A 24,072-nucleotide genomic window follows, 5' to 3' on the forward strand; every position below is an offset into this window, starting at 1 on the left:
GGATTTGGAATATTTTAGTAATAAAAAAGACAGCTCTGCATAAGTAATACAGAGCTGTCTTTTGCTTTAATTGTTATACGTCGCCTTCAAAAACCGTAGTTGCAGGGCCTGTCATGTAGACTACGTTTTCTTCCCTGTCCCATCTGCAGTTTATGTCGCCGCCTCTTACATGCACAGTGATGTTGTCTGAGGTGTGGTCGTTCAGGACACATGCAACAACTGTTGCACAGCAGCCTGTACCGCAGGCGAGAGTTTCACCTGTTCCGCGTTCCCATACGCGCATATGGACGTTTTCCCTGTCGTCGATGGTAACAAATTCAGTATTGATTCCATTGGGGAAAAATGAGTGATGCTCAAATCTCGGTCCGATCTTTTCGAGGTCAAGTGAATCCAGATCTGTTCCCCTGTTTAAGAATACAACTGCATGAGGGTTACCCATTGAAACGCAGGTGACATTGTAATCGCGGTCAAGAACTCTGATGGGGTAGTTGATAACCTGCTTGCCTGCCATGACTTTTTCATCGGGAAAAGATACAGGAATCTCTGTGGGGGTTAAAATAGGAGCACCCATGTTGACCCTGACCTTGGTAACCATGCCGTCTTCAACCTTGAGGTCGAGATATTTTACCTTGCCGCCGCTCACAATACGGAGCTTTCTCTTGTCTGTAAGGCCTTTGTCATATACGAATTTTGCAACACATCTTATTCCGTTTCCACACATTTCGGAGTAAGAACCATCAGCGTTGTACATTTCCATTTCGAAGTCGGCGATGTCGCCTCCATCATTTATGAAAATGACACCGTCTCCGCCGATTCCAAAGTGTCTGTCACTTAGGAGCCTTATAAGTTCAGGCTTCTCTTCATCTGAAATATGTTCCTTGCTGCCATCGATATAAATATAATCGTTGCCGCAGCCGTGCATTTTAGTAAAGTGCATATACAAGTTCTCCAGTCAGTGTAATAATATAACTGATTATACGCGCATTTTTTTTTACATGTCAAAATGTGTTTACAAAAACTTTTTCGATTTAATCTGCGAAAGTGCTTGCTAATAAAAATCTTCTGTGATAATATCGTTCAAGGGCGCACAAATGTCCGCGCCACAAAAACACCATGAAGTAAGGAATTTTTTAATGAAAGAAGAAACAGGATACTACGTGCTTAAAAAGCAGGCTGTACCTGAGGTTCTGCTTAAGGTCTTAGAGGCTAAAAAGCTTATAGACACAGGTAAATGCAAGACTGTGAATGAGGCTGCAGAACGACTGGGAATCAGCCGTAGTTCTTTTTATAAATACAAAGATGATATCTATGAATTTCACGATAGTCTACAGGGTACCACTCTTACACTGAACCTGCAGGTGGATGATGAGCTCGGAGTTCTTTCCGATGTGCTTAAGATTATTTCTAAGTGCGGTGCGAACATCCTGACAATACATCAGGCGATACCTTATAACGGAGTCGCTGCATTGTCTGTAGGTATCCAGGTTTTACCAACCACAAGTGATATAGCGGCTATGCTTGCGAAGCTGGACCAGGCACCAAGAGTGCATAAGGTTCAGATTATCGGTAGAAGTACCGAAGTATAAAATATGATAACTTGGCGAGATAGTTTTGCATATAGTGTACTACTTTGTTCTGACGAAGGCTTAGGTCTTAGGAAGGACATCAACATGAGGATGAGAAAATTTATCGGGAGGAAGTCGAAATGGCAAAGATTGCAGTATTAGGTTATGGCACAGTTGGAAGTGGTGTCGCAGAGGTTTTGGATGTTAATACAGAATATGTAGAGGATAGTGCCGGCGAGAAAATTGAGATCAAATACATACTGGATCTTAGGGATTTTCCGGGAGATAAACACGAGAGCCAGGTTGTACATGATTTTGATGTAATACTCTCTGATCCCGAAATTGAGGTGATCTGTGAGACAATGGGAGGCATTGAGCCTGCTTTTACTTTTGAGAAGAAAGCACTTGAGAGTGGAAAGAGCGTCTGCACATCCAATAAGGAACTGGTTGCTGCACACGGACCTGAGCTTGTTGAACTTGCAAAAAAGAACAATGTGAGCTATCTCTTCGAGGCAAGCGTAGGTGGTGGAATTCCTGTTTTAAGATCCATGAATGACTCTATCAGACATGAGAGACTTGATTCGATTACAGGTATTCTTAATGGAACAACCAACTACATCCTGACCAAGATGGATCAGGAGGGTGCCGATTTTGATTCAGTACTCAAGGTTGCTCAGGACAAGGGTTATGCTGAGAGAAATCCCGTGGCAGATATCGAGGGACACGATGCCTGCAGAAAAACAGCTATCCTTGCGTCCATCATGAGCGGACAGTTCGTAAAATATGAAGATATCTATACCGAAGGAATCACAAAGATTACAGGTGAGGATTTTGAGTATGCAAGAGAGCTTGGCATGGCTATCAAGCTTCTTGGAAGCTGCAAGAGAGAGGATGGAAAGTTCTTCGCAATGGTTGCTCCGTTCCTTATTCCTTTTGATAATTCACTTTCAAGTGTTAACGGTGTATTCAATGCCATTGATGTTCACGGCAATATGCTTGGTGATGTTATGTACTATGGTAAGGGAGCAGGAAAAAAGGCTACTGCATCAGCAGTTGTGGCAGATGTGATAGATATCGTACGTCACAAGGGTAAGCACATTGACTGGAATCTTAGAAATGTTCCCGCAGAGGTTGCACCTATAAATGATGACATCAGAAACTTCTTCGTAAGATGCGATGAGGGCGGTGAGAGCAGTGCTAAGGAAATCTTCGGCGATGTTAAGGTAGTTAAGAGCAGCAAGGTAAGCGGAGAGTTCGCGTTTGTTACACCTGAGATTTCTGAGGGCGATTTTGCTGAAGGATTTAAGAAGCTTGAGGGTGCAAAGAGCTATTTGAGACTTTTATGATTTGTCCCCTCATCCGCCCTTCGGGCACCTTCCCCCCAAGGGGAAGGCAATAAAATAAGGCCTTCCCCCAAAAAAAGAGGAAGGCAATAAAATAAAGACTTCCCCCAAAAAAGAGGAAGGCCATAAAATAAAGCCTTCCCCCATTGGGGGAAGGTGTCAGCGAAGCTGACGGATGAGGGTCTTTTAATACAAGATGAGGAGATTTTGAAAAAATGAGCAAGGTTGTAAAATTCGGTGGCACTTCCTGTGCTGATGCAAAGCAGTTTCAGAAGGTTGCTGAGATAGTCAAAGCTGACAAGGAGCGCAGATATGTAGTTGTATCTGCACCCGGAAAAAGAACTAATCTTGATACAAAGGTTACTGATATGCTTTATCAGACCTATGAGCTTGCAGAAAAAGGTAAGGACTTTTCAAAAGAGCTTGAAGCTATCGAGGCCAGATTCAATGAGATCATCAAGGGTCTTAAGCTGAAGATGTCTTTGAAGGAAGAGTTTGCAGAGATTGAAAAGCAGTTCAAGAAGAAGGCTGGAAGCGATTATGCGGCTTCCAGAGGTGAGTTCTTAAATGGTAAGATCATGGCTCAGTACCTTGGGTTTGAGTATGTTGATCCTGCAGAGGTTGTTCTTTTTGATGAAGACGGTACCTTCGATGCGGAGATGACAAACAGACGCATGGCTAAGCGTCTTAAGGACGTTGAATATGCTGTTATCTCAGGTTTTTACGGAGCTTATGAGGATGGTAAGATCAAGACCTTCTCAAGAGGCGGATCAGATATTACAGGTTCAATCATAGCTAGAGCTATTCACGCTGATGTCTATGAAAACTGGACAGACGTTTCAGGATTCCTTGTAGCAGATCCCAGAATCATCGACAGACCTGCTCAGATTGAGACAATCACATACACAGAGCTTCGAGAGCTTGCATATATGGGTGCTTCGGTTCTTCATGAGGATGCAATTTTCCCTGTAAGAAAAGAAGGAATACCGATCAACATCAGAAATACAAACAGACCTGAGGATGCCGGAACATGGATCGTTGAATCTACAGCTAAGAAGTCAAGATTCACGATTACAGGTATTGCCGGAAAGAAAGGCTTCTGCTGCGTGAATATTTCAAAGGATATGATGAATGCAGAGGTTGGATTTGTAAGAAGAGTTCTTCAGGCATTCGAGGATCAGAATATTTCAATTGAGCATGTTCCTTCAGGAATTGATACCATGACAGTATTTGTTGCTCAGGATGAATTTGTTGATAAGGAGCAGGCAGTTGTATCTGAGATACACAGACTTGCTAAGCCTGATCTTCTTGAGATTGAATCAGATCTTGCTCTTATCGCGGTCGTTGGTCGAGGAATGAAGAGAACCCGTGGTACCGCTGCAAGAATCTTCTCTGCACTTGCTCACGTAAGTGTCAATGTTCGAATGATCGATCAGGGCTCATCCGAGCTTAACATCATCATCGGTGTTGAGAACAGAGATTTTGAAAAGGCTATCAAAGCAATCTACGATATATTTGTTGTAACACAGTTATAAAAAATAAGGCCACCGGTAAAACGCCGGTGGCTATAATTATTTTAGAAGGTAACGGATGAAATCAGCGCCTGTTTCGCTTCTTTCACTTGCAACGGCAAGGCCGATCACAGGTGTTGAGTACTGATAATATTCAAGAGCTTTAAGGTGCGGGTTATCACTTAAGATGATACCTACAGGAATCAGTTCGTGAGCTACATTTTCATCATCTTTATTGGTGTCGGAGGAATCCTGACCTTCAAGGTAGTCATCCCCGTTTCTGTAGTCAGCAGTATCAATATAGAAGATCCTGTCACCAAATGCATTCATTTCTTCGTCAGAGAAGTAATCTCTTAAATCCAAGAACATTTCATTTTTAGCATAGTTTTCAAAAACTTCCGTGTCTGCCATCATAACATCAAGGTCATGAGCGGCGATCATGCTGTAGATTCTTTCTGAATTGGCAATTGTGTAGCTGTCGGGATTCTGCAGATTGATCGATGATGTTGAGTCAATAGCTACGTTGTATTTTGTGGTGTCGATGCTTTCATATTCAGCAAATCCCGCCTCTAACGGAGAGGCATCGCTGATGCCGGCTGCATTTATTATGGTGATGTTGATTGCATCGGGCTTCTGCGTGAGTATATCCTTGGCCAGTGAAAAAATTCCAACAATAACAAGTATACCTACGATTACATGAACTTTATAGTAGTCCCAGAAATAATCCCAATGGGCTTTAAAGCCCATACCCTTTAAAGCCTGCCACTGGTTTCTTTTTTCTTCATTGATATTCATTTTTATTACTCCTATTAACATATACTCTCAAAATTTTTCAAATAAGTTTAATACAATTCTTGACGAGAGTTTACAGTTAATATATCATAACGTTTAAAAAATATGGAAGGAAAAGTGCAATAAAATGATGAACGACAACAGTTATGTAGAATGTTTGGTTGCCGGAAAAGCCAGACCATTAGTGGTTTTTCTTAAATATCTTATGATTCTTATGGCAGTTTTTTCTTTTATCCTGGGATTTCTTAGCGGAAATATCTTCTTCATGATTTTATTTGTTGCATGTGGCGTGGGCGTTTACTTCGCATCACTCAATGCTTCAATAGAGTATGAATATCAGTATTGCGAAAGAGAAGTTACAGTCGACAAAATTCTTAACAAGAGCAGAAGAAAAAAAGTAGCAACATTCGAAACAGGTAAGATCGAAGTATTTGCTCCGTCAAAGTCCTATCATCTGGACGAGTATCGTAATAAAGACAATTACAGAACCCTGGATTTTTCATCAGGTAATGAGGAGAATCCTACTTACACTATGTACTATGATGGCAGAGAAAAAGTTATTTTCGAGGCAAGCAAAGAGCTTGTTGATGCTATTAAAAATGTAGCACCCCGCAAAGTATTCATGGATTAAAAGGAGAGAAAAATGGGACAGATTATTGGTGAAGGCATTACATTTGATGACGTACTTTTGGTACCTGCTTATTCGCAGGTAGTACCTAACATGATTGATGTTAGTACAAACCTTACAAAGAAGCTCAGACTCAACATTCCTATGATGAGTGCAGGAATGGATACAGTAACAGAGCACCGCATGGCTATCGCGATGGCTCGTCAGGGTGGTATTGGTATCATCCACAAGAACATGTCAATCGAAGATCAGGCTGATGAGGTTGACAAGGTTAAGAGATCAGAGAACGGTGTCATCACAGATCCTTTTTCTCTTTCACCCGATCATACACTTGCTGATGCAGACGCACTTATGGCTAAGTTCCGCATTTCAGGTGTTCCGATCACAGAGGGCAGAAAGCTCGTTGGTATTATCACAAACCGTGACCTCAAGTTCGAGCAGAATTTCGATCAGAAGATTAGAGAGGTTATGACAAGTGAGAATCTTGTTACAGCTAAAGCAGGTATAACTCTTGAGGAGGCTAAGCAGATCCTTGCTAAATCCAAGAAGGAAAAGCTTCCTATCGTAGACGATGATTACAATCTCGTTGGACTTATCACTATTAAAGATATTGAAAAGACAATCAAATATCCTCTTGCTGCTAAGGATGATCAGGGCAGACTTCTTTGCGGAGCAGGTGTTGGTATCAGCGCTAATGTTCTTGACAGAGTAGGTGCACTTGTAGATGCGAAGGTTGACTGTGTAGTTCTTGATTCAGCACACGGACACTCTGAGAACGTTCTTAAGTGCCTTAGAATGATCAAGGAGAAATTTCCGGATCTTCAGGTTATTGCAGGTAACGTTGCAACAGCAGCAGCTACCAAGGCTCTTATCGAGTCAGGTGCAGATGCGGTTAAGGTTGGTATTGGACCCGGCTCTATCTGTACAACTCGTGTCGTAGCAGGTATCGGTGTACCTCAGGTATCAGCAATCATGGATTGCTATTCAGTTGCTAAGGATTATGGCATCCCGATCATTGCTGACGGTGGTATCAAGTACTCAGGAGATATCACAAAGGCAATCGCAGCAGGTGGTAGCATTGTAATGATGGGTTCAATGTTTGCAGGCTGTGATGAGGCTCCCGGTGAGTTCGAGCTTTTCCAGGGAAGAAAGTACAAGGTATACCGTGGCATGGGTTCAATCTCAGCTATGGAGAATGGTTCAAAGGATCGTTACTTCCAGGAAGGTGCTAAGAAGCTCGTTCCTGAAGGAGTTGAAGGTCGTGTAGCTTACAAGGGAACAGTTGAAGATACAGTATTCCAGCTTATCGGCGGTCTCAGAGCAGGTATGGGTTATTGCGGATGCGAGACCATTAAGGAGCTCAACGAGAACGGTAAATTCATCAAGATGACAAGCGCTGCACTTAAGGAGAGTCATCCTCATGATATTCATATCACTAAGGAAGCTCCTAACTACAGCGTAGATGAGTGAGCATTAAATTAGGAAAATCATTCTTATATATTCAAAGGACTTTTAAGTATAAAAGTATGTATTGCTCGATAAGCAGACTAATTTTATAAGCCTTCTCCCTTTGGGAGAAGGTGGCACGAAGTGCCGGATGAGGGCCCCTCATCTGTCAGCTTCGCTGACATCTTCCCCCGCAGGGGGAAGACTTTTTTTATTTTTGGAAATAGTGATATAATTACTTATCAGGGTAAGACAATTTAGAAGTCTTAGCTATGAATAATATTATTCTCAGGAGACAGCTTTTGGATAGCCAAAATCACAGAAATCCCGCTAATTTCATAAAGCTGAAGGAAAAGGAAATCCGCAAATGGCAGGATAGTTTTGCTGCTATGGCGGGTGTGTATTTGTGTTGCCTTGATCCTTCAGGGGAGAAAATTACCGAGTTTTCCGGTAGTCTCTTAGAGATTCCTACTATAAGAAAAGCTGTTGACGATATTCATATCCGGAATATTTTTCAGAGAGTCACAGAGGGTGACCTGGAGGATCAGGCTGTTGAGCGTACTTCCATACCAAATCTAAGGGTGGCAGCTGTCGCAGCAAAGCTTGATGGTAAGACACAGGCAGTATGGATTGTATGTGGCATACTCGAGGATGCTGAGTACGAGCCTGAGCTTTACACAGAGGAACCCATCACCGATTTTTCATATATAACAAATGAAAAGAAATTTTATAATTCCCTGGATTTTCTAAGGGTTACTTCGCTTGCGCTGGTGCGGGCACTTAAGTCTGAGAACCAGGCAGCGGCATCAACAGCGGAGAATTTTAAACGCTCAGAAGATTTCAAAGTCTCATTTCACAGAGCTGAACTCATGACTGAGATAGTATCACTTCTTGATAGTGATGATGAGATAGAGGATATCATGCTTCAGATTTTGCAGAAAATCTGTGAGTATCTTGATATCAGTAATTCACTTATCTGCCGCATGCATAACGATGACGATCTGATGGATGTGGTTGTCCAGTGGACCGGGCGTGATGTATTGAAATTATTTGAAGAGGAAAAAGATCTGGAGAGATGTTGGTTTATCGGACGTCCTCAGCTTATTGCGGTTTCTTCCAGCACTACCATGAATTCCGGCGAGAAGGAACAGCTGCAGGATCTTGGAATCAAAGCAGTGGTTTCAGTTCCGATAACGCTTATGGATCAGATTCCTTTTTACGTAATTTTTGCAGAGACCAGAGAGGATAATCGTGACAAGGACTGGCTTGTTGATGATATAAAGTTTATCAATGATTCGATTAAAATCTTACAAAATATCATCACTAAGAGAATACAAAGAAACTCTATCGCAAGCTCTTTTCAGTCTCTTGAAGCAGTGCTGGACAATGTGGGAAGTTCTATCTATGTCCGTTGTATGCAGACAGATGAACTGCTATTTGCCAACAGAAGTCTACGCAAGCACTTTGCAAGGGAGCTTCAGAAGAATGAGCTGAAGAACTTATTTGAGGGTAATATCCCTCCGCGCTCACACAGCGGAAATTACGAGATTTATTACGACGCAAAGGACAGATGGTATGACCTGTACTACACCAGGATCAAGTGGGTTGATGGCAGGCTTGTATCTCTTTGCGCAATTTATGAGATAACCGAGAAAAAGATATACCAAAAGAGAATCGAACAGCAGGCGTATACTGATTTCCTGACGGGACTCTACAACAGGCTTTGCTGTGAGAGAGACCTTGTCAAATATATTGAAGAAGCCAAAAAAGATAATTCAAAGGGTATGCTTATGTACCTTGATCTTGATGACTTCAAGAAGATCAATGATGGTCTTGGACATCAGTATGGTGATGTGCTTTTGCAGGATATTTCAACGGCGATAAAGAGCATCGAAGGTGTTCAGAATTCATGTTACCGAATGGGCGGAGATGAGTTTGTCATTATTGTTCCGCCTGAGAATTATAATAAACTGGAAGTTATTCTTGAGGAAATAAGAAGGGCATTTGCTACACCCTGGTATCTGAAGGACGGAGATTATTACTGCACCATGAGTATGGGTACCGTAGAGTTCCCCACGGAGGGAGATACGGTTGAAGAGCTCATAAGAAAATCCGATATCGCCATGTATGAGGCAAAGAAATCCGGTAAAAACAGGATTTCACAGTATTCGGAGAGTATAGATGCTTCAAGTATCAGACGTCTTGATATGGAAAAGGCTATGTACAAGGCTGTTGAGAATGGATGCAAAGAGTTTTCAATCCACTATCAGCCTATCATGGATATTCTGGAGGATGAGCCAAAGATTGTTGCGGCTGAAGCCTTTGTCAGATGGAACAGCACAATTCTGGGCCCTGTAAGTCCTGCTGAATTCATTTCGCTTGCAGAGTACCTTGGACTTATAAATCCTATCGGAGAATATGTATTCAGAGAGGCAGCTAAGTGCTGTGGTAAGTGGAGTAAGAAGCTCGGAAGAGATATAAACATTCATGTAAATATGTCAGTGGTACAGCTGATGCAGCCGGATATAGCCACTAAGCTAAAATCCGCCGTGAAGGCAGCGAAGATAAAGCCAAAGCAGCTTGTCCTTGATGTTACGGAAGCGCTGACTATGAATAATACAGAGCGTACAAAAGGCGCTATGGAAGCGATAAGTAAGATGGGAGTTCGCCTTTCACTGGATGATTTCGGAACGGGCTATAGCTCCATAAGCGGTCTTAGGGCTCATCCTTTTGCGTCGATTAAGGTAGACAGAACAATATCTGCGCAGCTTGAAAAGGCAGAATATGCAAGATCTCTTATTAAATCCGTTATGGATCTGTCAGGTGCGATCGGTGCGAGCGTCTGTGTAGAGGGAGTTGAGAAAAAAGCCCAGATCAAGATTTTAAAAGAAAGTGGCGTTCCACTTGCGCAGGGTGAGTATTTCGGAAGACCCATGGCCTCAGACGAGTTTGAGAAAAAATATATTTGATGGTAGAATATTGTTGCATGAGTCGCTTTAAGCTAAGTAACTCGTGCTATCAGTAAGGAGAAAACTTAGGGTTTTCTCTTAGTTACATACATAAATAGAAAGTTGGAAGAATTAAAAATGTCAGAAGAATCAAGGAATTTTATTGAGCAGGAGATCGACAAGGACCTGAAGGAGGGGGTATACGATCACGTAGTTACCAGATTTCCTCCGGAGCCAAACGGCTTTTTACATATAGGACACGCAAAGAGTATTCTCTTAAACTACGGACTTGCCAAGGAGTACAACGGTAAGTTCAATATGAGATTTGATGATACAAACCCCACCAAAGAGAAGTCAGAGTTCATGGACGCTATTATTGAGGATGTGAACTGGCTTGGTGCTGATTACGAGGACAGACTTTTTCATGCATCCGATTACTTTGATAAGATGTATGAGAATGCAGTAAAGCTTATTAAAAAGGGTAAGGCATATGTTTCTGAGCTCACTGCCGAGGAGATGCGTGAGTACAGAGGTACACTTACTGAACCCGGTAAAAATGATCCTAACAGGGACAGAAGTGTTGAAGAGAATTTAAGACTTTTTGAAGAGATGAAGAGCGGAAGCGTAGCTGATGGTGCGATGACTCTGAGAGCCAAGATTGATATGGCATCACCTAATATAAACATGCGTGATCCGATCATTTACAGAGTTGCACATATGACTCATGCCCGTACAGGTGATAAGTGGTGCATTTACCCGATGTATGACTTTGCTCATCCTATTGAGGATGCAGAGGAGGGAATTACACATTCTATCTGTACTCTTGAGTTCGAGGATCACAGACCGCTTTATGACTGGGTTAAAATCGAATGCGAATACGAGAATCCGCCGAGACAGATTGAGTTTGCAAAGCTCTATCTGCAGAATGTGGTAACCGGTAAGAGATATATCAAAAAGCTTGTTGAAGATGGCATAGTTGATGGATGGGATGATCCCAGACTTGTTTCAATAGCAGCACTTAGACGTCGTGGCTTTACACCTGAGTCTATTCAGAAATTTGTAGAGCTCTGCGGTATCAGTAAGGCTAATTCAACAGCTGATTATGCAATGCTTGAGTATTGCATCCGTGAAGATCTTAAGCCCAAGGCTAAGAGAATGATGGCGATACTTGATCCGGTTAAGCTTGTAATTGACAATTATCCGGAGGGTCAGGTTGAGATGCTTCCTATCGAGAATAACAAGGAGGCACCTGAGCTCGGAAACAGAGAGATTCCTTTTGGCAGAGAGCTTTGGATTGAGAGAGAGGACTTTATGGAGGAGCCTCCGAAGAAATACTTCAGACTTTTCCCCGGAAATGAAGTTCGTCTCATGAACGCATATTTCGTAACCTGCACAGGCTGTGTTAAGGATGAAAACGGTGTGGTTACTGAAATCCATTGTACATACGATCCTGAGACAAAGGGCGGAGACAGCCCGGATGGTAGAAAGGTCAAGGGAACGATCCATTGGGTATCCGCTGATAAGTGCGGAGAGGCAGAGGTTCGTCTCTATGAAAACATCATTGATGAGGAAAAGGGTGTATACAACGAGGACGGTTCACTGAACCTCAATCCCAATTCTATCACCGTGATTAAGAATGCGAAGTTTGAGCCTGAGCTCATGGAGTCTAAGGCTTATGATAAATTCCAATTTGTGAGAAATGGATTCTTCTGTGTTGACAGCAAGGACTCCAAGTATGGAGCACCTGTATTTAACAGAATAGTTTCTCTGAAGAGTTCTTTTGTACTGCCGAAAGCATAACACTGTAACTGTTGTTAGCAACATGATTTTATGACATATGAGGGGTATTATCATGGGATTTCTGGATGGTTTAAAGAAATTTGGACTTGGCGCATTAGAAGATGAAGAGCTTTATGAGGATCCTAAAAAGAAGGAAGTCAAGAAACAAGAAGAAAAAAAGCCTCCTGTAGTATTTAATGAGGAGACACTTCTTTTTGACAAGAAATATACCTGTCCTATCTGTGAGGCTGAGTTTAATGTGAAAACATTAAGATCAGGTAAGGTCAGAATGAAGAGTCAGGATGTTGATCTTAGACCGGTATATGCTGAGATGGATCCCAGTAAATATGAGGTTGTTACCTGCCCTGAATGTGGTTATTCAGTACTTGCTAAGTACTTCGGAAATCTTACCAAATTCCAGATTGATGAGGTTAAGAACAAGATAAGTGCTAACTACAAAAAGCAGGAATTTGGGGATAAGACCTATAGCTATGCGGAAGCCCGGATGCGCTATGAGCTTGCTATAGCTACCGCTATGGTCAAGAAATCCAAGAACTCAGAGAAGGCTTACATCTGTCTTAAGATGGCATGGCTTATAAGGGGAGAGACTGAGCATCTTGATCCGTCTGCTCCGGATTATGCCGAGAAGAAAAAGGCCAATGAGGCTGAGGAGAAGGAACTTTTACAGAAGGCTCTCGATGGATTTGTTATTGCCAGACAGAGTGAAACCCAGATTGCAGGAATGGATCAGACAACAACAGATTACCTCATGGCTGCTATCGGAATGGAAGTTGGAGACTACGATTTGGCTAATAGGATGATTTCTAATATCATCGGTTCCAGAGTTGCCAATTCCAGGATCAAGGATAAAGCAAAGGAATTGAAGGATATGGTTGCGGAAGCCAAGAAGAAGGCAGAAGCCTGAAGCACTTAGCGAGGTTTTAACGAGCTTAGTGCTTCAGAGTGTTCCGGCGAGCATAGCGAGAGCGGAACGTCCTTTAAAGTTAATAAAATAAAAAAGTGCCGAAGAAAAATCCGGCACTTTTGTTATTTTAGAAAACTTTAATAAATTAAAGAGCTCCATCAATTTTCTTGAGGTCGCCAATATCATCATCTTCGTCATCGTCAAAGAATTCCTCGGTTTTATCGGGAACGCTCTCATTTTCTTCTGTAGAAGCGGTGGTTTCAGACTCCTCTTCTGATCCGCTAAGGTTCACATAGCGGCGTTTAAAAGGACTTCCTGTGTCATCGTCCTCGAAATCGTCAAGTTCATCAAAATCGTCATAATCATCAAAATCATCAGCAAGAGCTGTGTCCTTCTGAGTAAGATAATAATAGACTCCGGCTGCAGCAGCACCGACAGCAGCTGCAAACAAAATAATTCTTCCAAAATGTTTAGACATTTTACCCTCCTCGCAAGAGAATTTCATATTGCAAAATTTATTTTAATACAAATCGTCTGATAAGAAAAGCATTTGACTGTAAAATGTTGTAAAAATAAGCCCAAAATGCTATATTTAAGTGGACTAGTCTGGTCAATTTTAGGAGACGCGTTTTTAATGAACGAGAAATTTTTTGACCTTAAGAAAGAAAAACAGGATCGTATTATCAACGCTGCGCTGAGAAGCTTTGCTCTCGGCGGTTATATCCATGCCAGTACGGATGATATTGTCAAATTGGCGGGTATAAGCAAGGGACTGATTTTTCATTACTTTGAAACTAAACTGGGGCTCTATCAGTTTGTCTATGACTACAGTATTCGTGTTATCAATTTGGAAATACGTGCTGCCATATCCGGTGACATCACCGATTTTTTCACCATAAGAGAGGAAATTGAAAAGGTATTATCAATCTGCATGCAGCAGTATCCCTACATTAAGCTGTTTTTATATAAGGCTCAGGCTGAGGATACGCCGGAAGCCGCTTCTGCTATTCTGCAGACCCGCGAAGGTTATGAAGCTATGATGCACAGCATTCTGGAAAGGGGAGATATCACCAGGTTTAAACCTGAAGCCAACTACCAGATTGTGGGTGACATGATAGAAATGATAAGCAAAGAAATATTGGAAAAAATGTTCCGGGAAGGGATTTTTCAACCGGAGGACTACTTTGAAGAGGTAATGAAGCATATGAATATGCTCCGCGCTGTGACTTATGATTGATTAAAATAAGGAGGCACACATGGGAAAATTCGTAGTAGCAGGTATCACACAGGTTGAGACAATTGTAAGAGTCAACAAGGTTCCGATTGAGTATGCACCGCTTACGACAGAGGTCAATTCAATTTATACGGGACTTGGAGGCGATGCTTACAATGAATCGCTTGCGCTCAGATGGCTTGGCGATGAGGTGGAATTCATGTCGATCATCGGAAGGGATAAGTCAGTTAGTGACCTGAACCCTCCGGGAACAAAGATAGAGCTTTCTACCAAGTATGTTGTCCAGATGATGGAAGAAACACCTAATTGTGTGATTCTCTATGACAAGGAGCGAAGGAGACAGATTTTTGAGGATATCAAGGACCTTCGAGATAAGGTCTATGATATGTCCATGTTTGCTCCTCTTGCCGGCTGGGCTGACATGGTGGTCCTTGCTAATGCTAATTTCTGCAGACCATTTGCGATAGCAGCTGCAGAGCATGGGAAAAAGGTTGCGGTTAACATCCGTAATTTCTGCAGGGAAAAGGAAAAGTATAACAGAGATTTCCTTGATGCGGCTTCAATTCTGTATTTCTCGGACGATCAGCTTGAAGAGGATCCCTATGACTTTATCAGAGGTATAAGTAAGACCTATGGCACGGAAATTATAATAATGGGCCGTGGCTCCAAGGGTGTTATTCTCTTTGATAAAAAGGGAGAGTTTATTGCTGATTACAAGACTGTAAAGACAAATGAAATTGTTAATACAGTCGGTGCAGGTAATGCGCTGTTTGCATGCTTCCTTCATTACTATCAGGAGACTGAGGATTCAGTTAATTCAATAAAAAATGCATTGCTGTTCTCATCCTACAAGATTGGCTATATGGGAACTTCAAACGGCTTCATGACCACAGAACAGGTTGCTCAGTGGCGTAATCTCATCTGGGGTATCCGAGATAACGGACTATGATAATTACTCAATTAGAGTATTGCTTTCGCCCGGAAAAATGTGCATAATCATATACTGTACACAGTGAAAACGTTTTCTACAAAAAATAGAAAAGGATATTTAAAGATGGCTAAGAAAGAACAGAGTAAAAGAAGATGTGGCGTGCTGATGCCTATATTCAGCTTACCGTCCAAGTATGGTATTGGTGCTTTTTCAAAGGAGGCCTACGAGTTTGTGGATTTTCTTGAAAAATCCGGTCAGAGCTACTGGCAGATACTGCCACTTGGCCCGACAAGCTATGGAGATTCGCCTTACCAGTCATTCTCTACTTATGCGGGAAATCCGTACTTTATAGATCTTGAGAAGCTTATAGAAATGGGCTTTTTGAAGAAGGAAGATGTTGATAAGGTAAACTTTGGTACTGATGAGGAGTACATCAACTATGAGCGACTTTTTAAGGCGCGTGATCTTGTGCTCTACACCGCATATGTAAACAGCGGACTTTCTGAGAACAGTAAGAAGAAGCCAAAGCCTGAGCTTAAGAAGGAGTTCGATGCTTTTGTTAAGAAACATTCAGACTGGCTTCCGGATTATGCTCTTTACATGGCACTTAAGAAGCGCTACGACGGACTTAGCTGGGTTGAGTGGCCGGAGGATATAAGACTTAGGAAAAAGGATGCCATGGAGGCTGCCAGAACAAAGCATGCTGACAGAATCGGGCTTTATGAGTTTGAACAGTTTATCTTCATGAAGCAGTGGTTTGAGCTTAAGGCTTATGCCAACAGCAAAAAGATAGATATTATCGGTGATATTCCGATATATGTTGCCTTTGACTCAGCTGACACCTGGGCAAATCCCAAGCTTTTCCAGCTGGATAAGAAGAACCTTCCGATAGCAGTTGCAGGTTGTCCTCCGGATTCCTTTGCAAGAACAGGACAGCTATGGGGCAATCCGCTTTATAAATGGGATTATCATGAAAAGACAGGCTTTAAATGGTGGATAAACCGAATAAAGAGCTGCTACGAGCTTTACGATGTTATAAGAATTGACCATTTCCGCGGTTTTGATGAATACTATTCAATACCTTTCGGTGAACCTACTGCGGAGAACGGACAGTGGGTAAAGGGCCCGGGATACAAGCTTTTTGATACAATGAAAAAAGAGCTTGGAACGTTGAGAGTTATCGCTGAGGATTTGGGATATCTCACACCTTCGGTTATAGCACTTGTAAAGAGAACCGGATTCCCGGGAATGAAAATTTTACAGTTTGCGTTTGATGCAAGGGAGGAGAGCGACTATCTGCCTCACAATTACGTGAAGAACAGTATAGTTTACACGGGGACGCATGACAATGACACTACTTTGGGATGGTTTAACACAATCCCGAGGGAGGATAAGCGTTTTGCGAAAAAGTACCTTAATATCAAGTCCAACAAAGGAATAGTATGGGAGTTTATCCGCGCTACAATGGCGAGTGTTTCGGATACTGCGATAATTCCTATTCAGGATTACCTTGAGCTTGGTAAAGAAGCGAGAATAAATATCCCTTCAACACTTGGAAAGAACTGGACCTGGAGAATGAAGAGCGGCGTGCTTACCGATGAACTGGCAGAAAGAATGCATGATATGGCGAAGACCTACGGTAGATGCGCTGACTGACGAGGATCTATTATGAGTAAATTATCCCGGGCTTTAAGCGTATTGTTAACAGCATCATTTTTGACGACATGTATAGGGTGTTCTGCTTTTGAGGATCAGAATGCCGGTGTAAATTCGTCGTCTTTAGATGACCTCAACAGCATTACATGTATGGTGTGGGATCGTGGCAGTTTGCCTGAAGGATATACCGCTGATGACAATACGCTTGCGAACTGGATAAGAGGAAAAGTAAAGGAAGAGTGCGGGATAGACGTACATTTCGTTTCAGTCAGCAGATCAACTTCCGATGAGACCATAAAGAAGATGGTTGATGAGGGAATCGCTCCTGATATAATTTTTTCCTATTCTTCATCTGTGTTTGGCTATATGACTAAGCAGGGTAAGGTTGCTGACCTGACTGAGTCCCTGGAAAAATATGGGGATAATATTAAAGAATATACCGGTAGTATTCAGTACATGGGAAGCTACAACGACCTGCAGGTCGCTGTTATGAAAAGAAGAGGCTTTAAGGGACCGCGCCATGCAGCTTATATAAGAAAAGACTGGTGTGATGACTTAGGGCTTAGTGTCCCTAAGAATAAAGACGAGCTTATTGAGTTTCTCTATGCAGTCAAGGAAAAGAATCCCGGTAATGTTAATGGTGTAATTCCTTGGGGAATGGGCGGAGATGTTCATTCAGAGAGATTTTATCAGGGCTTTGTAAATTCCTATGTTGAGAATCTCTCCGAAAGGGATGCATATATTTACTCCGAAAGATATATGGTTGTTGCTGATGGAGCAGTGGAAGGTCTGAGAGAGCTGAACAGGCTATATAATGACGGAATCATTTCGCTTGATTTCACGGCGGATTCGGATAATTCAAAATATGTTGAAGATGTTGAGTCCGGGAAAGTAGGATTTATTGTGGACGAGGCTACTTCACCATTCACATATGTTTCGATGCTTAAAGAAAAAGATCCTACAATTGAGCTTGATCCTCTGATTTGTTTTGATCTCGAGGATGGCAGCTATAGGAATGTTGCGGAACCTGATTATGGAATGTATGTTATGGTTCCTGCAACCAGTAAGGGTAAAACAGATGCAGCAATTAAATATCTCAATTGGCTTGCGGATCCTAATAATGCAGAAATGGTAAATTTCACGCCTGATCATGATGAAACTGAATCGGGTGCAGCTATGACAATGTCAAAGGAGCAGCTTTTTGCCCTTGGATATCCCGGAAATCCGACAGATTATTGCATAGTAAACGAGCACTTTGATTTTGTTGATAAAAAAGAAGCGCTGGTATCTTTGTGGACAGAGAATTGTCCATGGGAAGAGCCTTCATGGTTTGAAGGATTCTATGATGTCTGTGTGACGGATCAGTTTGATTTTCCTACATCCAGTACAGTACTTGAGTCTGAGGTGAAATACTCCGTAGATCTGGATGTTGCACTGGTTGAGTATGCATATAATCTTATTTGCTGTCCCAGAGATGGCTTTGATAAATTGCAGAAGACCGAGTATAAGAGGTTGATTGATATGGGACTTCAGGAAGTGCTGGATGAAAGAGCAGAAGCATACGACAGCGGAAAGCTTAAGTTTGGCAATTGATTTTATGGTAAATGGCATTACCTGAGGAAAAAATGTTTTTATGAAAAGGAGTTTGAAATGGCAAATATAGCGATTTTTCTTGCAGATGGTTTCGAAGAGATCGAGGCACTTACTGTTGTTGATCTGTGCCGAAGAGCATCTCTTAACATAGATATGGTATCTGTTATGGGGAACCTTAGCGTTACAGGATCCCATGGCATTGAAGTGAAAGCAGATAAGCTTTTGGAAGATGTAAACTTTGATGAGATGGATATGCTGGTACTTCCGGGAGGAATGCCCGGAACCACTAATCTTGAGAAGACCGAAAAGCTGATGGAGCAGGTTCGTGCTTTTGATGCTGCAGGTAAGTTTATCAGTGCTATTTGCGCTGCTCCCGGAGTGTTTGGCAGAGCCGGACTTCTTCAGGGTAAAAAGGCTTGTGTTTTCCCGGGGCTTGAGGGTGAGCTTAAAGGCGCTGATGTTCAGATGTCAGAGACCACAATTGATGGACACATCCTCACAAGCCGTGGAATGGGTACAGCTATTCCTTTCGGTCTTGCAATCGTTGCCCGCTTCTGCGGGGAGGATGCTGCCACAGAACTTGGCAAGAAAATTGTCTTCCGGGTATAAGAATTACAGGTCCCTCACTTTGGTTGTATATAATAATTCGATCCATATTGCGTCTGACAGGTCTATATATGCAATATTTGCTCGCGTTGAACCGTACACTTCAATGAGCCCAAATCATCAATCCCTGCGTGCAAGGGCACTTGGGATTGATTGGTCTCATTTCCGTGGTTCATAGCTCGCAAAGTATTTCATATATAGTCCTGACATCCGCAATACGGATTCGAATATTACTTCTTCAGCCAAAGCGAGGGACTTACAATTTGTGATACACGTGATAGAATATGTTACTTGCAGCAATTGCGTGAATGGTACACATTGGTCGTTGCGGAATCTTCAGATAGGGAATGAGGTTTGTATGGGTTTAGAGATAGAGAGAAAGTTTACGGTTAAGAGGTTGCCGGAGAATTTGGAAGGTTATCCGGTACATATTATAGAGCAGGGATATCTTAACGTGGTGCCGGCAATAAGGGTGCGAAGAGAAGATGAGAAGTATTATATGACATATAAGAGCTTTAAAGATTTTGGCGCAGGATGTGAGGGAGATGGTCATGAAGGAAGCGGCGCAGACGGCGAGTTGTCAGATAATAGGGGGTCATCCGATATCGGTAAGATAGAATATAATCTTCCCCTTGATAAGGATTCCTATGAGCATCTTGTTGAGAAGGCAGATGGGAATGTGATACGAAAAAAGAGGTATCTGATTCCGTTAAATACAGATGCGTTTGATGAGGTATTTTTAAATGAGAATAATAAGCTTAAAGGTGCTGTTGATGATGGAGAGATTAAGATAGAGCTTGATGTTTTTGATGCGCCTTTTGAAGGAAGGGTATTGGCTGAGGTAGAGTTCCCTGATGAGGAGTCTGCGGCAGTATATAAGCCTGCAGAATGGTTTGATCAGGATGTTACCGGAGATACCAGGTGGAGTAATGCTCACATGAGCACTGAAGAGCTTTGATGATGACATGTAATAGCATTCGAAAGCTGAGAAAATAACTGCATAAAATTAATGTGGAAATAAATTATGACCTATGCTATAATCTTTAGGCGACTGTGCCGAGGTATATTAGCATGGGTCGTTTATTTTGCAGAGACACGCATATCGAGATTACTCAGTGCGAATGCGTGCCCGGTATCGAGCAGGTCATTCAGGTTTTTCCTGCGCGATCAGATAACAGCACAGAATAAATAATGTGTAACAGTTTACTTATAAGTAGTAATAGGAGGAAACATTTTAATGAGCGTATCAGTAGAAAAGCTCGAGAAGAGCATGGCTAAGCTTACAATCGAAGTTGCAGCTGAGAACTTTGATAAGGCTATCGACAAGGTTTACAACAAGCAGAAGGGTAAGATTCAGATTCCCGGATTCCGTAAGGGTAAGGCTCCCCGTCACATGATCGAGCGCATGTACGGCAAGGAAGTATTCTTCGAGGATGCAGCTAACGAAGTTATCAACGAGGAGTATCCTAAGGCTGTTGAAGAGTGCGGCGAGGACGTTGTTTCCAATCCCGATATCGATGTAACACAGCTTGAGGCAGGTAAGCCTTTCATCTTTACAGCTACTGTCGCTCTTAAGCCCGAGGTTAAACTTGGCAAATATAAGGGCGTTGAGGTTGAGAAGATGGACCTTGATGTAACAGATGAAGAAATCGATGCTGAGATCGATCAGGAGCGTAACAGAAACGCAAGAACAATCGAGGTTACAGATCGTGCAGTAGAGAAGGACGATATCGTAACTCTTGACTTCGAGGGATTCGTTGATGGTGTTGCTTTCGAAGGTGGTAAGGGTACAGATTATCCTCTTACAATCGGTTCAGGTTCATTCATTCCCGGATTTGAAGATCAGCTCATCGGATTTGAGATCGGCAAAGAAGGCGAAGTTAACGTAACATTCCCTGAGGATTATCACTCAGAGGATCTTGCAGGTAAGGCTGCAACATTCAAGTGCACAGTTAAGGCTATCAAGACTAAGGAGCTTCCTGAGCTTAATGATGAGTTCGCAAGTGATGTTTCTGAGTTCGAGACAGTTGCTGAGTACAAGGAAAATGTAAAGAATAAGATCGCTGAGCGCAAAGAGGCAGATGCTAAGGCTAAGCGTGAGGATGCAGCAGTTAAGGCTGTTATCGAGGATTCAGAGATGGAGCTTCCTGAGAAGATGATCGAGACTCAGCAGAAGCAGATCGTTAATGATTTCGCTCAGAGACTTCAGTATCAGGGCATGAACATGCAGCAGTATATGCAGTACACAGGCAACACTGTTGATCAGCTCCTTGAGCAGGTTAAGCCCCAGGCTATCGAGCGTATTCAGTCAAGACTTGTTCTTGAGGCAGTTGCTGCAGCTGAGAAGTTCGAGATTTCTGAGGATGAGATTCAGGAAGAGCTTGAGAAGATGGCTAAGCAGTATGGCATGGAAGCTGATAAGGTTAAGGAGCTCATGGGTAACCGTGAGATCAAGAGCCTTAAGGAAGATCTTCTTGTTCAGAAGGCAGCTAATTTCCTTGTAGAGAACGCTAAGGAAGTAGGTGCTAAGAAGACAACAAAGAAGGCAGCAGCTAAGAAGTCTGACGATGCAGCAGAGGAGAAGCCGAAGCGCACACGCAAGACTGTAGCTAAGAAGTCTGATGATGCAGCAGAGGAGAAGCCGAAGCGCACACGTAAGACAGCAGCTAAGAAGGACGAAGAGTAATTTTGAATTACACCTCCCTGAACTTATTTGTTCAGGGAGTTTTTTGTTTGATAAAATATTCCTTGAGCAGGATGAAAAATTTTTTGAAGATTTATGGATAACCTAAGTCCTTCTCGTTTAATAAGACATTCCTTGATTAAGCATGAATTCACTTTTTCAGCCTCATGGATAATTTATGTCTTTCTCGTTTAAAAAGATATTCCTTGATTAAGCATGAATTCCTTCTTTCAGCCTTATAGATAACTTAAGCCCGCAAATAAACAGAGCGATTAAATCGATTATGCGTAAGCAACGAGAGTTAATCGCACTGTTTATTAAAGGGCGCATTTTCCAAAGGTTGCGCAAAATGAATAAAATGCGGTATAATGATTTGGTATTATATACTAAATATAACAGAGAGGAAGCGATGAATATGAGTTTGATACCTTATGTAATAGAGCAGACAAGTCGCGGTGAGCGTTCATACGATATTTATTCCAGACTTTTGAAGGAGCGTATAGTATTCCTTGGTGAGGAGGTTAACTCCGTATCAGCCAGTGTTGTTGTTGCACAGCTCCTTTTCCTTGAAGCAGAGGATCCCAGTAAGGATATTCATATGTATATTAACAGCCCCGGTGGTGAGATCACATCCGGTATGGCTATCTACGATACAATGCATTATATCAAGTGTGATGTAAGCACAATCTGTATCGGTATGGCAGCAAGTATGGGTGCATTCCTTCTTGCAGGCGGTGCTAAGGGTAAGCGTATGGCTCTTCCCAATGCAGAGATCATGATCCACCAGCCCCTTGGAGGAACTCAGGGACAGGCTACTGAGATCGAGATTGCTGCTAAGCATATCATTCGTACAAAAGAAAAACTGAATACTCTTTTATCAGAGAATACAGGCAAGCCTTATGAGCAGATTGCGGCTGATACAGAGAGAGATAACTGGATGACAGCTAAGGAGGCTATGGAGTACGGACTTATCGATTCAGTAATTGAGTCAAGACCCAAGGAAGATAAGGACAATAAGTAATATAAATTAGCTCTTAGAGCTGATATTTAAATTTAAAAGGAATAATAAATTATGGCAGGAAAAAACAACGGCGAGATTCGTTGCTCATTTTGTAACAAGACACAGAACCAGGTAAAGAAGCTGATCGCAGGACCTGCAGGTGTATATATCTGTGATGAGTGCGTTGATATCTGTGCAGACATTATTGAGGAAGAATTTGAAGACGAGCCTGTGCAGCACGATGACAGAGATATCAATCTGCTCAAGCCTGTTGAGATCAAGAGCTTTCTTGATGATTATGTAATTGGTCAGGATGAGGCAAAAAAGGTTCTTTCGGTTGCGGTTTACAATCATTATAAGCGCGTTATGGCTCCTAAGGCTCATGGCGTAGATGATGAAGTTGAGCTTCAGAAGAGCAACATCATCATGGTTGGACCCACCGGTTCAGGTAAGACTTACCTTGCACAGACTCTTGCGAAGATTATTAACGTTCCTTTCGCAATCGCAGATGCCACAACTCTTACAGAGGCAGGCTATGTTGGTGAGGACGTTGAGAATATTCTTCTTAAGCTCATTCAGGCAGCTGATTATGATGTCGAGAGAGCACAGTACGGTATTGTTTACATTGATGAGATTGATAAGATAACCAAGAAGAGTGAGAACGTCTCTATCACACGTGATGTATCAGGTGAAGGCGTTCAGCAGGCACTTCTTAAGATAATCGAGGGTACAACAGCAAGTGTTCCTCCGCAGGGTGGACGTAAGCATCCTCATCAGGAGCTTATTCAGATTGATACATCGAACATTCTGTTTATCTGCGGCGGTGCTTTTGATGGCCTTGATAAGATCGTAGAGGCAAGACTTGATCGTAACTCAATCGGATTTAATGCAGAGATTGCTGATAAGAGCGAGAGAGAAATTGGTGAGGTATTAAAAGAGGTTACACCTCAGGATCTTACCAAGTTTGGACTTATCCCTGAATTTGTAGGTCGTGTTCCGATCTGCGTAACTCTTGAGGGACTTAACAAGGAAGCTCTTGTACGTATACTTACAGAGCCCAAGAATGCTCTTGTTAAGCAGTATCAGAAGCTCTTCGATTTTGATGATGTTAAGCTTTCCTTCGAGGATGATGCTGTTGATAAGATAGCAGAGCTTGCTCATGAGAGGAAGACAGGAGCCAGAGGCCTAAGATCCATTATGGAAAAGGCTATGATGGATGTTATGTACGAGATTCCTTCAGATGACAACATTTCAGAATGTGTTGTTACTGAGGAAGCTGTAAGCGGTACATCCAGTCCGCTTATCGTGTACAAGGATGAGGCTAAGAGACTTAAGCCTGCGAAGTAAATAATGGCATGAGCTGAAATTTAAGGCAGAGATGGATTTCATCCCTGCCTTTTAATAATTAAAATGCCTGGAAGAATCTGATTCG

The 24,072-nt window shown here is 42.3% G+C and carries 20 protein-coding genes; 17 read left to right on the top strand and 3 right to left on the bottom strand.

The genetic code is table 11. From position 1 onward, the window contains the following. Window positions 1-73: 73 nt before the first annotated feature. The gene (gene dapF, locus G586_RS0102030) at window positions 74-937 is read right to left on the bottom strand and encodes a diaminopimelate epimerase (protein ID WP_026526351.1); all 864 of its coding nucleotides are present in this window, start codon (window positions 935-937) and stop codon (window positions 74-76) included. 196 nt (window positions 938-1,133) lie between these two features. Here dapF and G586_RS0102035 point away from each other — a divergent pair, with 196 nt between their 5' ends. From G586_RS0102035 to G586_RS0102045, 3 genes are all read left to right on the top strand, one after another. After that, complete coding sequence (locus tag G586_RS0102035; protein WP_026526352.1) at window positions 1,134-1,586, top strand: ACT domain-containing protein; 453 nt, start codon at window positions 1,134-1,136, stop codon at window positions 1,584-1,586. A gap of 119 nt (window positions 1,587-1,705) precedes the next feature. Beyond that, on the top strand, window positions 1,706-2,911 hold the full coding sequence (locus G586_RS0102040) for a homoserine dehydrogenase (protein ID WP_026526353.1): 1,206 nt from the start codon (window positions 1,706-1,708) through the stop codon (window positions 2,909-2,911). A 212-nt stretch (window positions 2,912-3,123) separates the two neighbouring features. Beyond that, the gene (locus G586_RS0102045) at window positions 3,124-4,443 is read left to right on the top strand and encodes an aspartate kinase (protein WP_026526354.1); all 1,320 of its coding nucleotides are present in this window, start codon (window positions 3,124-3,126) and stop codon (window positions 4,441-4,443) included. A 36-nt stretch (window positions 4,444-4,479) separates the two neighbouring features. On the opposite strand, the gene G586_RS0102050 is transcribed toward G586_RS0102045, so the two are convergent. Further along, entirely contained in the window at window positions 4,480-5,214 is a 735-nt protein-coding gene (locus G586_RS0102050) for a hypothetical protein (protein WP_026526355.1), read from the bottom strand. A 124-nt stretch (window positions 5,215-5,338) separates the two neighbouring features. On the opposite strand from G586_RS0102050, the gene G586_RS0102055 reads away from it, so the two are divergent. From G586_RS0102055 to G586_RS0102075, 5 genes are all read left to right on the top strand, one after another. Further along, window positions 5,339-5,842: a DUF6106 family protein gene (locus G586_RS0102055; RefSeq protein WP_026526356.1), complete on the top strand. Its 504-nt coding sequence runs from the start codon at window positions 5,339-5,341 to the stop codon at window positions 5,840-5,842. Window positions 5,843-5,854: 12 nt separating this feature from the next. Further along, entirely contained in the window at window positions 5,855-7,309 is a 1,455-nt protein-coding gene (gene guaB, locus G586_RS0102060; RefSeq protein WP_026526357.1) for an IMP dehydrogenase, read from the top strand. Between the two features lie 248 nt (window positions 7,310-7,557). Beyond that, window positions 7,558-10,254 (top strand): putative bifunctional diguanylate cyclase/phosphodiesterase, encoded by a 2,697-nt coding sequence (locus G586_RS21440; protein ID WP_051204408.1) that lies wholly within the window; start codon window positions 7,558-7,560, stop codon window positions 10,252-10,254. Window positions 10,255-10,371: 117 nt separating this feature from the next. Further along, window positions 10,372-12,033 carry a glutamine--tRNA ligase/YqeY domain fusion protein gene (locus G586_RS0102070; RefSeq protein WP_026526358.1) on the top strand — a complete coding sequence of 554 codons (1,662 nt, stop codon included), beginning with the start codon at window positions 10,372-10,374 and terminating at the stop codon, window positions 12,031-12,033. A gap of 52 nt (window positions 12,034-12,085) precedes the next feature. Then, window positions 12,086-12,937, top strand: a complete 852-nt coding sequence (locus tag G586_RS0102075) for a DUF2225 domain-containing protein (RefSeq protein WP_035772190.1) — start codon at window positions 12,086-12,088, stop codon at window positions 12,935-12,937. A gap of 145 nt (window positions 12,938-13,082) precedes the next feature. Here the strand turns inward: G586_RS0102075 and G586_RS24510 are convergent, their stop codons facing one another. Further along, window positions 13,083-13,415: a hypothetical protein gene (locus tag G586_RS24510; RefSeq protein WP_051204411.1), complete on the bottom strand. Its 333-nt coding sequence runs from the start codon at window positions 13,413-13,415 to the stop codon at window positions 13,083-13,085. Window positions 13,416-13,571: 156 nt separating this feature from the next. Between G586_RS24510 and G586_RS24515 the strand changes: the two genes are divergently transcribed. The 9 genes from G586_RS24515 (at window position 13,572) to clpX (ending at window position 23,987) form a co-directional block, all read left to right on the top strand. After that, window positions 13,572-14,174: a TetR/AcrR family transcriptional regulator gene (locus G586_RS24515; RefSeq protein WP_051204413.1), complete on the top strand. Its 603-nt coding sequence runs from the start codon at window positions 13,572-13,574 to the stop codon at window positions 14,172-14,174. Between the two features lie 19 nt (window positions 14,175-14,193). Next, a complete protein-coding gene (locus tag G586_RS0102090; RefSeq protein WP_026526360.1) occupies window positions 14,194-15,120 on the top strand; it encodes a carbohydrate kinase family protein in 927 nt (308 codons plus the stop codon). A gap of 105 nt (window positions 15,121-15,225) precedes the next feature. Next, window positions 15,226-16,758 (top strand): 4-alpha-glucanotransferase, encoded by a 1,533-nt coding sequence (malQ, locus tag G586_RS0102095; protein ID WP_026526361.1) that lies wholly within the window; start codon window positions 15,226-15,228, stop codon window positions 16,756-16,758. A gap of 12 nt (window positions 16,759-16,770) precedes the next feature. Continuing rightward, window positions 16,771-18,351: an extracellular solute-binding protein gene (locus tag G586_RS0102100; protein ID WP_081674114.1), complete on the top strand. Its 1,581-nt coding sequence runs from the start codon at window positions 16,771-16,773 to the stop codon at window positions 18,349-18,351. Between the two features lie 57 nt (window positions 18,352-18,408). After that, complete coding sequence (locus tag G586_RS0102105; RefSeq protein ID WP_026526363.1) at window positions 18,409-18,960, top strand: DJ-1 family glyoxalase III; 552 nt, start codon at window positions 18,409-18,411, stop codon at window positions 18,958-18,960. 355 nt (window positions 18,961-19,315) lie between these two features. Beyond that, window positions 19,316-19,915: a hypothetical protein gene (locus tag G586_RS0102110; RefSeq protein ID WP_035772192.1), complete on the top strand. Its 600-nt coding sequence runs from the start codon at window positions 19,316-19,318 to the stop codon at window positions 19,913-19,915. A gap of 279 nt (window positions 19,916-20,194) precedes the next feature. Beyond that, window positions 20,195-21,643: a trigger factor gene (tig, locus tag G586_RS21455; protein ID WP_035772194.1), complete on the top strand. Its 1,449-nt coding sequence runs from the start codon at window positions 20,195-20,197 to the stop codon at window positions 21,641-21,643. Window positions 21,644-22,049: 406 nt separating this feature from the next. After that, on the top strand, window positions 22,050-22,661 hold the full coding sequence (clpP, locus tag G586_RS0102120) for an ATP-dependent Clp endopeptidase proteolytic subunit ClpP (protein ID WP_081674116.1): 612 nt from the start codon (window positions 22,050-22,052) through the stop codon (window positions 22,659-22,661). Window positions 22,662-22,712: 51 nt separating this feature from the next. Then, window positions 22,713-23,987, top strand: a complete 1,275-nt coding sequence (gene clpX / locus G586_RS0102125) for an ATP-dependent Clp protease ATP-binding subunit ClpX (protein ID WP_026526366.1) — start codon at window positions 22,713-22,715, stop codon at window positions 23,985-23,987. Window positions 23,988-24,072: the final 85 nt, after the last annotated feature.

The sequence above is a fragment of the Butyrivibrio sp. VCD2006 genome, from assembly GCF_000423925.1.
In the GTDB taxonomy this organism is placed as follows: Bacteria; Bacillota; Clostridia; order Lachnospirales; family Lachnospiraceae; genus Butyrivibrio.

What these genes read in the sequence shown, in the direction of transcription:
- dapF (WP_026526351.1), bottom strand. Translation starts at nt 937, where the DNA reads ATGCACTTTACTAAAATGCACGGCTGCGGCAACGATTATATTTATATC.
- G586_RS0102035 (WP_026526352.1), top strand. Translation starts at nt 1,134, where the DNA reads ATGAAAGAAGAAACAGGATACTACGTGCTTAAAAAGCAGGCTGTACCT.
- G586_RS0102040 (WP_026526353.1), top strand. Translation starts at nt 1,706, where the DNA reads ATGGCAAAGATTGCAGTATTAGGTTATGGCACAGTTGGAAGTGGTGTC.
- G586_RS0102045 (WP_026526354.1), top strand. Translation starts at nt 3,124, where the DNA reads ATGAGCAAGGTTGTAAAATTCGGTGGCACTTCCTGTGCTGATGCAAAG.
- G586_RS0102050 (WP_026526355.1), bottom strand. Translation starts at nt 5,214, where the DNA reads ATGAATATCAATGAAGAAAAAAGAAACCAGTGGCAGGCTTTAAAGGGT.
- G586_RS0102055 (WP_026526356.1), top strand. Translation starts at nt 5,339, where the DNA reads ATGATGAACGACAACAGTTATGTAGAATGTTTGGTTGCCGGAAAAGCC.
- guaB (WP_026526357.1), top strand. Translation starts at nt 5,855, where the DNA reads ATGGGACAGATTATTGGTGAAGGCATTACATTTGATGACGTACTTTTG.
- G586_RS21440 (WP_051204408.1), top strand. Translation starts at nt 7,558, where the DNA reads ATGAATAATATTATTCTCAGGAGACAGCTTTTGGATAGCCAAAATCAC.
- G586_RS0102070 (WP_026526358.1), top strand. Translation starts at nt 10,372, where the DNA reads ATGTCAGAAGAATCAAGGAATTTTATTGAGCAGGAGATCGACAAGGAC.
- G586_RS0102075 (WP_035772190.1), top strand. Translation starts at nt 12,086, where the DNA reads ATGGGATTTCTGGATGGTTTAAAGAAATTTGGACTTGGCGCATTAGAA.
- G586_RS24510 (WP_051204411.1), bottom strand. Translation starts at nt 13,415, where the DNA reads ATGTCTAAACATTTTGGAAGAATTATTTTGTTTGCAGCTGCTGTCGGT.
- G586_RS24515 (WP_051204413.1), top strand. Translation starts at nt 13,572, where the DNA reads ATGAACGAGAAATTTTTTGACCTTAAGAAAGAAAAACAGGATCGTATT.
- G586_RS0102090 (WP_026526360.1), top strand. Translation starts at nt 14,194, where the DNA reads ATGGGAAAATTCGTAGTAGCAGGTATCACACAGGTTGAGACAATTGTA.
- malQ (WP_026526361.1), top strand. Translation starts at nt 15,226, where the DNA reads ATGGCTAAGAAAGAACAGAGTAAAAGAAGATGTGGCGTGCTGATGCCT.
- G586_RS0102100 (WP_081674114.1), top strand. Translation starts at nt 16,771, where the DNA reads ATGAGTAAATTATCCCGGGCTTTAAGCGTATTGTTAACAGCATCATTT.
- G586_RS0102105 (WP_026526363.1), top strand. Translation starts at nt 18,409, where the DNA reads ATGGCAAATATAGCGATTTTTCTTGCAGATGGTTTCGAAGAGATCGAG.
- G586_RS0102110 (WP_035772192.1), top strand. Translation starts at nt 19,316, where the DNA reads ATGGGTTTAGAGATAGAGAGAAAGTTTACGGTTAAGAGGTTGCCGGAG.
- tig (WP_035772194.1), top strand. Translation starts at nt 20,195, where the DNA reads ATGAGCGTATCAGTAGAAAAGCTCGAGAAGAGCATGGCTAAGCTTACA.
- clpP (WP_081674116.1), top strand. Translation starts at nt 22,050, where the DNA reads ATGAATATGAGTTTGATACCTTATGTAATAGAGCAGACAAGTCGCGGT.
- clpX (WP_026526366.1), top strand. Translation starts at nt 22,713, where the DNA reads ATGGCAGGAAAAAACAACGGCGAGATTCGTTGCTCATTTTGTAACAAG.